Raw genomic sequence first — 9,824 nt, forward strand, 5'->3', positions numbered from 1 at the left:
AGAGCGCAGAGGCTTGGGTCCTCATCGCCCATATCAGACGTATGACCCGCCGCCTCGCAAGGCACTGAAATCATTCAACCCATTTTGAATCGGACCCTGAGACATCGACAGCAATTGGAAAAGCGCATTGACAGATTAAAGAACACAATCCACGCAAAATGCATGATACGGCGTTGCATACAAATATCGCTCTTGTTGGATGGCGCCCAGTTTTAACCACCCTCACGTTTTCGCTATCTCGCCCGAGGTCTTTCAGGATTGGCGCTCTCGCTCGCTCGGCTTGTGACCAAACCGGAACTCTGAGCTATCGGAGAGGTTTGCAAAACGGTCAAAGCTTGGGCATGCTTCGAAGGGATGGAATTCCTGAGCGTCACCCACAGCAGCTTCCTGATCGCAATGTCGTGCGTCGTTGCGCTTGTTGCCGGGTTTACCGGGTTGTCGTTGACCCGTGATCTGTCCAAAAAACCGGTCTTTCAAAGAAAAGCATCCATCGCGCTGGCCGCGGTCGCTTTGGGGGGCGGGATCTGGGCCATGCACTTCGTGGCCATGCTTGGATTGAAGCTGCCGATTCCGTTCTACTACGACGCGGCGATCACGCTCATTTCGGCGCTCTCGGCGATCTTGCTGGTTGGTGCGGCGCTGCTCCTACTGCATTTCGCCGACCGCACACCGCTTGTCATTTCGCTTGCGGGCGGGATCGTGGGCGTGGGCATACTGGTCATGCATTACATCGGGATGGCCGGGCTCGAGCTTTGCCGGGCGGTTTATACAACAAAGGGTGTTGCATTCTCTTCCGTTGTCGCCATCGGCTTGTGCGTGCTGGCATTCTGGATCGCTTACGGCCGTCGCTCGAACCGTAATATCCTGATCGGGACGGTCTGCTTTGCGATTGCGGTGTGCTCGGTGCATTTTCTGGCGATCGCAGGAACCAATTTCGTGGCAGGACCCACGCGCGCGGAGTTCGGGCCGTCCATGAGCAACCAGACACTCGCGCTTGGCGTGGTGTTTTTCAGTTTCGTGATTTTCGGGGCCTGCCTGTGGGTCAGCGTGACCTATCTCGTGGCACCAGGCGAGAAGGTCGCCGGCGAGGCGCCACCGGCTGGGCCTGTGCCGCATGTCAAGGCCGACTTGCACGTCCCGTGTGAAAGTGACGGCAGGAAAGTCTTTGTTCCGTCACGGGACGTCTTGTTCGTCCGCGCCGATGGGCACTACACGCAGGTTTATACCGAAAACGCGCGACTTTTCTGCGCCTGGCCCATCACCGCGGCCTCGAAGCGCCTCTTGCCCGCCGGGTTCTTGCAGACCCATCGCAGTTACCTCGTCAATCCCGGGCGCGTTTCCCGGTTCGAGCGGGACAAGGACAAGGGGCGCTGTCTGTTCGACGGAGTCGATCTGCCACCCGCCCCCGTGAGCCGGTCCAAGCTGAAAGCGATTCAGGCCGCCCTTGCATCGCAGGTCGGCGCAATTCGTGCACCATAGCGCGCATTTCGTGCAAAATACCTGCGTTTCATTGATTTCTTAGTGCTGCGGCAGGCGGGCGCACGCACCGTCCCGGTCAGCCAGAACATTCGCTTTGAGGGAGGAGAAAGCCGATGATTCCTGCGGCATTCGATTACTATCGGCCCAAGGATATGGACGGTGTCCTGTCCTTGCTTGAGAAGCACGGCGACGACGCCCGTGTCATGGCAGGCGGTCACAGCCTGATCCCGATGATGAAGCTGCGCATGGCCGACGTGCTTCACCTCATCGACCTGCAGGACGTCGGCGGCATGTCCGATATTGAGATTGGCAGCGACAGCATCCGGATCGGTGCGCTGGTCACGCAGTCAGATCTGATCGACCATGCGGATCTCGCCGGCGCGGCTCCCATCCTGCGCGAAGCGGCCTTGCAGATCGCCGATCCGCAGGTGCGCTACATGGGGACCGTCGGAGGCAATGTCGCCAATGGCGATCCGGGCAACGACATGCCGGGGCTCATGCAATGTCTGGATGTAAGCTTCACGGTCGTCGGGCCGGAGGGCGCGCGCGAGATCCCGGCACGGGAGTTCTACGAGGCGGCCTACATGACCGCGCGCGAAGATGACGAGGTGCTGACCTGCGTCACCATCCCACGGCCCTCGGGCGGCTATGCTTATGAAAAGCAAAAGCGCAAGATCGGCGATTATGCGACCGCCGCCGCCGCCGTGCAGATCGTCAAGGACGGTGGCATCTGCACCAGCGCCGCCATCGCGATGACCAACCTGAGCGATACGCCGATATTCTCGGACGCAGCCGGTGCTGCGCTGGTCGGGACAGCCGTGGATGACGCGGCTTTGACAGCCGCCGTTACCGCGATGCTGAGCGATATCGACCCCACCGAAGACAATCGCGGCCCGGTCGCGTTCAAGAACCACGTTGCTGGCGTGATCCTGCGCCGCGCGATCGAACGCGCATGGTCGCGGGCGTAAGGGAGAACCATCATGTCGAAAAAGATGCACATCAAGCTGAACGTGAACGGAAAAAACGAGGAGTTCCTCGCCGAGCCGCGTGAGCTGCTGATCTACACGCTGCGCGAGCGGCTCAATATCACAGGCCCGCATATCGGATGCGAAACCTCGCATTGCGGGGCCTGCACCGTCACCATCGACGGTAAGTCGGTCAAGGCCTGTACGATGTTCGTGGCGCAAGCGGATGGCGCGGATATCACGACGATCGAAGGCATCGGCGGCCCGGACGACCTGCATCCGTTGCAGACGGCGTTCAAGGAACATCACGGTCTTCAGTGCGGCTATTGCACGCCCGGCATGATCACCCGCGCCACCAAGCTGCTTGAGGAGAACCCCAACCCGACGGAAGAGGAAATCCGCTTCGGCATGGCGGGCAACCTATGCCGCTGCACGGGCTACCAGAACATCGTTAAATCCATTCAGGCGGCCGCGGCCGAGATGAATGCAGCCAAGGAGGCCGCGGAATGAAGGACGATGTCACGCGCGAAGAACGCGTCGATAACCTCAAGGGCCTTGGCTGCTCGCGCAAGCGGGTCGAGGATGCCCGCTTTACCCAAGGCAAGGGCAACTATGTCGACGATATCAAGCTGGACGGGATGCTGTTCGGCGATTTCGTCCGCTCGCCCTATGCCCATGCGCGGATCAAGAGCATCGACGCCTCAGCCGCGCTGGACGTGCCGGGTGTTCTGGCGGTCCTGACCGCGGACGACCTGCGCCCCCTTGGCCTGCACTGGATGCCGACCCTCGCGGGCGACAAGCAGATGGTGCTGGCCGATGGAAAGGTGCTGTTTCAGGGCCAGGAAGTGGCCTTTGTGGTGGCCGAAGATCGCTACGCGGCGGCCGACGGGATCGAACTGGTCGAAGTGGAGTACGAAGAACTTCCCGTCATCGTCGATCCGTTCGAATCCCTGAAATCGGACGTCGTTCTACGCGAGGATCTTGTGGCCGAGGACGGCTCCATTCCGGCAGGTGCCCACGGGCCGCGAAAACATCCCAACCACATCTTCACATGGGAAGCGGGCGACAAGGACCCGACCGCAGAGGTCATCGCCAACGCCGAGGTCGTGGCGACCGAGTCCATGTATTATCACCGCACCCACCCGTGCCCGCTTGAAACCTGCGGCTGCGTCGCGTCGATGGACAAGGTCAATGGCAAGCTGACGCTCTACGGTACGTTCCAGGCCCCGCACGCGATCCGCACCGTGGTCTCGCTGATTTCGGGCATTGAAGAGCATAACATCCGCGTGATCTCGCCCGATATCGGTGGCGGGTTCGGTAACAAGGTCGGGGCCTACCCAGGCTATGTCTGCTCGGTCGTGGCCTCAATCGTCACGGGCAAGCCGGTCAAGTGGATCGAAGACCGGATGGACAACCTGATGACCACCGCCTTCGCGCGGGATTATCACATGACCGGCAAGATTTCGGCCACCAAGGAAGGCAAGATCACCGGGTTGCAGTGTCAGGTCACGGCCGATCACGGCGGGTTCGACGCCTGTGCGGACCCGACAAAGTTCCCGGCCGGGTTCATGAACATCTGCACCGGGTCCTATGACATCCCGACCGCGTACCTTGAAGTCGACGGGGTCTATACCAACAAGGCTCCCGGCGGTGTCAGCTATCGCTGTTCCTTCCGGGTGACCGAGGCCGTCTATTTCATCGAGCGCATGATCGAGGTGTTGGCGATCGAGCTGAACATGGATGCCGCGGAACTGCGCCGCATCAATTTCATCAAGAAGGAGCAATTCCCCTATACCGCGGCCCTTGGCTGGGAATACGACAGCGGGGATTACCACACCGCCTGGGACAAGGCGCTCAAAGCGGTCGACTACGAAGGTCTGCGCGCCGAACAGGCGCAAAGGGTCGAGGATTTCAAGGCGGGCAAGACGCGCTCTCTGATGGGCATCGGCCTGTCCTTCTTCACCGAGATCGTCGGAGCCGGGCCTGTCAAGAATTGTGACATCCTCGGGCTCGGCATGTTCGACAGCTGCGAAATTCGCATTCACCCCACGGGCTCCGCCATTGCGCGGCTCGGCACCATCTCTCAGGGGCAGGGGCATGCGACGACCTTCGCGCAGATCCTCGCCAGTGAAATCGGCCTGCCCGCAGACAGCATCACTATCGAGGAAGGCGACACCGACACGGCACCCTATGGCCTTGGCACCTACGGCTCGCGCTCGACGCCTGTTGCGGGGGCCGCTACGGCCATGGCCGGGAGGAAGATCCGCGCCAAGGCGCAGATGATCGCGGCCTACCTGCTGGAGGTTCACGACAACGACTTGGAATTCGACGTGGATCGTTTCGCGGTCAAAGGTGCCCCCGAGAAGTTCAAGACCATGAAAGAGATCGCCTTTGCCGCCTATAACCAGGCCATTCCGGGGCTGGAGCCGGGGCTTGAGGCGGTCAGCTACTATGATCCGCCCAACATGACCTATCCTTTCGGGGCCTATGTCTGCGTCATGGACATAGATGTGGACACCGGCGTGCCGGACATCCGCCGCTTCTATGCGCTTGACGACTGCGGCACGCGGATCAACCCGATGATCATCGAAGGTCAGGTGCATGGCGGTCTGACCGAAGCGCTCGCCGTCGCCCTTGGGCAGGAAATTGCCTATGACGACATGGGCAACGTCAAGACCGGCACGTTGATGGATTTCTTCCTGCCCACGGCGTGGGAAGTGCCCAACTACGAGACGGACTTCACAGTAACACCCAGCCCACATCACCCCATCGGCGCCAAGGGCGTCGGCGAAAGCCCTCATGTGGGCGGTGTGCCCTGTTTCTCAAACGCGGTGCAGGATGCGTTCCGCCCCTTTGGCAACCGGCATACCAACATGCCGCATGACCATTGGCGGATCTGGCAGACCGCCAACAAGCTCGGCCTGCACGACTAAGCAATGGCAGGGCGGGGTTAACCCCGCCCGACGGAGACGCGCATGACTTGGACTGATCTGAAAACCGCGCTGGCCGGTCACGGCTATGTCGCATCGGACGATCTGGCCGTGGCACTTCAGCTTGCACGGTCGTTGGGCCGCCCTCTTTTGCTTGAAGGGGCCGCCGGCGTTGGCAAGACAGAGATCGCCCGCACCTTGTCGGCTTTGCAGGACACGCGGTTGATCCGATTGCAGTGCTACGAAGGGCTGGACGCGGCCCAGGCGATCTACGAATGGAACTACCAGCGGCAGTTGCTGACCATCCGGGCCGCCTCCGAGGCCGGAGAAACCGGCAAGGCCGTCGAGGAGCGCATCTTTTCGCGCGATTTCCTGCTGGAGCGGCCCTTGCTTGCAGCGATCACCCAAGACAAGGCCCCGGTCCTGTTGATCGATGAGATCGACCGCGCGGATGAAGAATTCGAAGCCTACCTGCTTGAAATCCTCTCAGATTTTCAGGTCTCAATCCCCGAGCTTGGCACCATCAAGGCCGTCACCCGGCCCATCGTGATCCTGACATCGAACGGCACCCGGGATCTGTCCGACGCCCTGCGCCGCCGATGCCTTTATACGTATGTCGAATATCCCGACCGGTCGACCGAATTGGCCATCCTCAGGGCCCGTTGTCCCGACGTCGAAGCACGGCTTGCCGAGCAGATCGTGGGCTTCGTGCAGAAATTGCGCGCGGAGGATCTCGAGAAAACCCCCGGCGTCGCCGAGATGCTGGATTTCGCGGCGGCGCTCATGGGGCTTGGCATCGCCGATCTGACCGAAAATCCGGCAGTGCTGCAATCGACCCTGACAACCCTGCTCAAGACGCAAAGCGATCAGGCGCAGATCACCCCCGAGGTGGCCGGACGCATCGCTGGTAAAGCCGCATGAGCCGCGTGACGATATTCGCAAGCCGCGATCCGGGCCCCGCCGCGCGGATGGCCGGGTTCATCGCCCATCTGCGCGAGAATGGCCTGCGCCTTGGTGTGGCCGAGGCAGATGGTGCCATGGCCGCTCTGTGCGAGGTGAATGCCATCCGCCCGGATGACAGCCGCCGCGCGCTTCGCGCCGTCTGCACCGGCTGCAAGGACGAGGCAGAGCGGTTTGACGATCTCTTCAACAGCTACTGGATGGACATGGGTCGGGTAAAACAGAAGGTGATCCCGACGCCCCAAAGCCCCACCAGTGACGATGTGCATTCCTCGCGCGATGCCAAGGGCGAGGACGCCGCGGCCTCCGGGGCGGCCACATCGCCCGACACGGAAAGCGGCGAGGCCGAGAGCGATGGCACCGGCAAGCTGATCGCCACGAAGCAACACAATCTGGCCCGCAAGGATCTTCGCGATCTGGTCCGCCCCGAAGAGATTGCCGAGGCCGAGGAGGTCGCCCGCCGCATCGGCGCGGCCCTGCGCGACACACGGTCCCGCCGCCGGATCGCCGCGCGCAAGGGGGACCGGCTGCATTTCCGCAAAACCATTCGCCAGAGCCTCGCCACAGGCGGGGAACCCCTGCGCCTTCTGCGCAAGAAGCGCCCGGACCGGACGCGCAAGATCGTGGCGCTCTGCGATGTTTCCGGCTCGATGTCGGTCTATGCCCGGGTATTCCTGGCGTTTCTGGCTGGTCTCATGCGGGCCGATCCGGCCGCGGACGCCTATCTTTTCCATACCCGCCTCGTGCGCATCACCGAAGCTCTGCGCGACAAGGATGCAACACGCGCCATCGGGCGCATGTCGCTGATGGCCGACGGCTTCGGGGGCGGCTCCAAAATCGGCCCTTGCCTGATGCGCTTTGCAGATACCTATGCCAAGCGGTGCGTGGACGGGCGCAGCGTCGTGCTGATCCTGTCGGATGGCTATGACACGGCACCGCCGGACCTGATCGCAGACGGGTTGGCCAAACTGCGCAAGCGCGGCTGCAAGGTGATCTGGCTCAACCCGCTGAAAGGCTGGGCGGATTATGCGCCGGTGGCCGAAGGCATGGCGGCAGCCCTGCCGTATCTCGATGCCTTCAAGCCCGCCAACACCCTTGCCGATCTGGCCGCGCTGGAAAAGGACCTGGCAACGCTATGACCCCGGCCGAAATCCTCTCTGGCGATCTGGCCGAAGCCGCGCAGGCCTTGCGTGACCGCGATGAACCCTTTGCCTTTGCCACCATCGTGCGCACCGCCGGATCGACGGCGGCCAAACCGGGCGCAAAGGCGCTGCTAAGCTCGGATGGGACGATGCTGCAGGGCTGGCTGGGTGGCGGCTGCACCCGTGGTGCGGTCAAACGGGCTGCACTTCAGGCGTTGCGCGATGGCACGCCGCAGCTTGTCTCTGTCGCGCCCGAGGATCTTCTGGCGGAAAAGGGCGTCGTCGCGGGGGACGAAGTGGATGGCATGACATTCGCCCGCAACGGCTGCCCGTCGCGCGGGACGGTCGATATCTTCATCGAACCCTGTCTGCCCTTGCCACAACTCGTGGTCATGGGCGCGTCTCCCGTGGCGCAGGCCCTCAGCGCGCTTGCGCCCCAGTTCCACTGGTCTGTCACGGGAACGCCGCACCCAAACAAAGAACACCAACAGTGTTTTGTCGTTGTCGCGACGCAAGGTCAGGGCGACCTTGATGCCCTGAAAGCTGCGCTGACGGCCGACGCACGCTGTGTGGCGTTCGTGGGAAGTCGCAGGAAATATGCGGCCCTCGCCACAAAGCTTTCCGTAGCCGGGCTTGATCAATCGGCGATCGACACCGTCAGAGCCCCCGCCGGTCTGGATCTGGGGGCGGTCACACCAGAGGAAATCGCCCTGTCGATTCTGGCGCAATTGGTGCAGATCAGACGCGCCGCGTTGAAACAGTCCGATGCGTGACGTCACCGCCATCATCCTGGCAGCGGGTCTGTCGCGACGTATGGGGGGCCGCAACAAGCTGCTCCTTCCAGTTGGTGGCGTGCCGATGATCCGGCACATGGTGGATGTCTACAGCGCGGCAACGGCGCGGCCGGTTCTGGTGGTCACCGGACATGAGGCTGACGATGTCGCTGCAGCCATGGCAGACAGCCAGGCAATGACGGTTTTCAACCGGGATCATGCCAAGGGCCAAGCGACGTCGGTCGCGTGTGGATTGCGCGCCGCAAACGACGCCGGTGCGGTCCTCATTGGCTTGGGCGACCAACCGCTGCTGACAACGGGTGACATCCGGAGCCTTCTCGGCGCGCATATGTCGGCGGACAGGCAGCGCATCTCCATCCCCGCAATGAACCAGCGTCGCGGAAACCCGATCGTGGTTCCTGCCGCCCTGCGTGCGCGACTTCTGGCAGACCCTCGGTCGCCGGGTTGCAAGACATTCACCCGCGCCCATCCCGAGCATGTCCAGTTTCACGCTCTGGCTGCACGCGGGTTTTACGCGGATATCGACACGCCCGAGGCCTATGAGACCTTGATCGCGCGCAGACTGGAGGACACCGCATGAAGATACTGCGACGGCTCACCCCTCGCTTTCGCCGCAAATTGGCGCTGACCCCGGAACAGGCCGCGCACTTGGCCACCATCAAATTCCCCTGTTGCTGAAAAGGATATCCCATGGAACTGGCGGACGAAATCATCATCAACGCACCCAAAGACCAGGTCTATGCCGCGCTGAATGACCCGGAGGTCCTCAAGCAATGCATCCCCGGTTGCGAAGAACTCGTAAAACATTCCGATACTGAACTGGCGGCAAAAGTGCTCCTGAAAGTTGGGCCGGTGAAAGCCAGGTTCAGTGGGGATGTTCAACTGGACACCGCCGGCGCGCCGGATGCGTTTTCATTGACCGGACAAGGCAATGGTGGGGCCGCAGGGCATGCCAAGGGTGGAGCAGATGTCACCCTGACGGCCGATGGGCCCGACACGACGATCCTGCGCTACGAGGCAAAGGCCGTGATCGGCGGCAAGCTGGCTCAATTGGGCAGCCGCCTGGTCCAAAGCACCGCCAAAAAGCTGGCGGCCAAATTCTTCAAATCCTTCGCTGCGGTGGTGAGTGAGGACGAACCCGCCTGAGGGCCTCATCTGCGCAGAACACATACCCGACATCATCGCAAAGTGGTCGGCGCTGCCATACGGGATGGGCTGTCGCGGAGATACGGGGGCAATCCGCGCCACGATCGCCCCACTATAACGGTCCTTGCGTCCCCGCACCCGGTACGCGTGAAGCCTGTTGCGCCGTCCTGATGCGTTTTGCCCTTTGGGCGACCGGAAGACCCATCTGTTCCGATAGCGGGTTCATCGATTTTGTTAGGGTCTGGACTCATAACCAATAGATGACAGTTGCGGCGAGCGCGATCGCCGAGAGGAAGACCTTGGGACACCTGTCATACCAGCGCGCGAAAGGTTTGACTCTGGGGCCCTTTTCAGGCTGCCGGATCCGTGATTCCGTGCTTGAAAACGGATCATGAGGCAGAGATGGGA

9 protein-coding genes are annotated in these 9,824 nt (G+C 62.0%); all 9 read left to right on the plus strand.

Going from position 1 to position 9,824, the window contains the following annotated elements; translation table 11 throughout:
* Nucleotides 1-354: 354 nt before the first annotated feature.
* The 9 genes from V8324_RS20135 (at nucleotide 355) to V8324_RS20175 (ending at nucleotide 9,416) form a co-directional block, all read left to right on the plus strand.
* Nucleotides 355-1,479 (plus strand): MHYT domain-containing protein, encoded by a 1,125-nt coding sequence (locus V8324_RS20135; protein ID WP_336421688.1) that lies wholly within the window; start codon nucleotides 355-357, stop codon nucleotides 1,477-1,479.
* Between the two features lie 113 nt (nucleotides 1,480-1,592).
* Nucleotides 1,593-2,447 carry an FAD binding domain-containing protein gene (locus tag V8324_RS20140; protein ID WP_336421689.1) on the plus strand — a complete coding sequence of 285 codons (855 nt, stop codon included), beginning with the start codon at nucleotides 1,593-1,595 and terminating at the stop codon, nucleotides 2,445-2,447.
* Between the two features lie 12 nt (nucleotides 2,448-2,459).
* Nucleotides 2,460-2,954 (plus strand): (2Fe-2S)-binding protein, encoded by a 495-nt coding sequence (locus V8324_RS20145; RefSeq protein WP_336421690.1) that lies wholly within the window; start codon nucleotides 2,460-2,462, stop codon nucleotides 2,952-2,954.
* Nucleotides 2,951-5,377 (plus strand): aerobic carbon-monoxide dehydrogenase large subunit, encoded by a 2,427-nt coding sequence (locus V8324_RS20150; RefSeq protein WP_336421691.1) that lies wholly within the window; start codon nucleotides 2,951-2,953, stop codon nucleotides 5,375-5,377. Before V8324_RS20145 ends, V8324_RS20150 begins: the two co-directional genes overlap by 4 nt.
* A 42-nt stretch (nucleotides 5,378-5,419) precedes the next feature.
* Nucleotides 5,420-6,295, plus strand: a complete 876-nt coding sequence (locus V8324_RS20155) for an AAA family ATPase (RefSeq protein WP_336421692.1) — start codon at nucleotides 5,420-5,422, stop codon at nucleotides 6,293-6,295.
* Complete coding sequence (locus V8324_RS20160; protein WP_336421693.1) at nucleotides 6,292-7,473, plus strand: vWA domain-containing protein; 1,182 nt, start codon at nucleotides 6,292-6,294, stop codon at nucleotides 7,471-7,473. The genes V8324_RS20155 and V8324_RS20160 overlap by 4 nt, the downstream gene beginning before the upstream one ends.
* A complete protein-coding gene (locus V8324_RS20165) occupies nucleotides 7,470-8,249 on the plus strand; it encodes an XdhC family protein (protein ID WP_336421694.1) in 780 nt (259 codons plus the stop codon). Before V8324_RS20160 ends, V8324_RS20165 begins: the two co-directional genes overlap by 4 nt.
* Nucleotides 8,242-8,850, plus strand: coding sequence for a nucleotidyltransferase family protein (locus V8324_RS20170; protein WP_336421695.1), 609 nt, complete (start codon nucleotides 8,242-8,244; stop codon nucleotides 8,848-8,850). The genes V8324_RS20165 and V8324_RS20170 overlap by 8 nt, the downstream gene beginning before the upstream one ends.
* A 110-nt stretch (nucleotides 8,851-8,960) precedes the next feature.
* Complete coding sequence (locus V8324_RS20175; RefSeq protein WP_336421696.1) at nucleotides 8,961-9,416, plus strand: CoxG family protein; 456 nt, start codon at nucleotides 8,961-8,963, stop codon at nucleotides 9,414-9,416.
* Nucleotides 9,417-9,824: the final 408 nt, after the last annotated feature.

Source organism: Roseovarius sp. D22-M7 (assembly GCF_037083785.1).
Classification (GTDB): Bacteria; Pseudomonadota; Alphaproteobacteria; order Rhodobacterales; family Rhodobacteraceae; genus Roseovarius.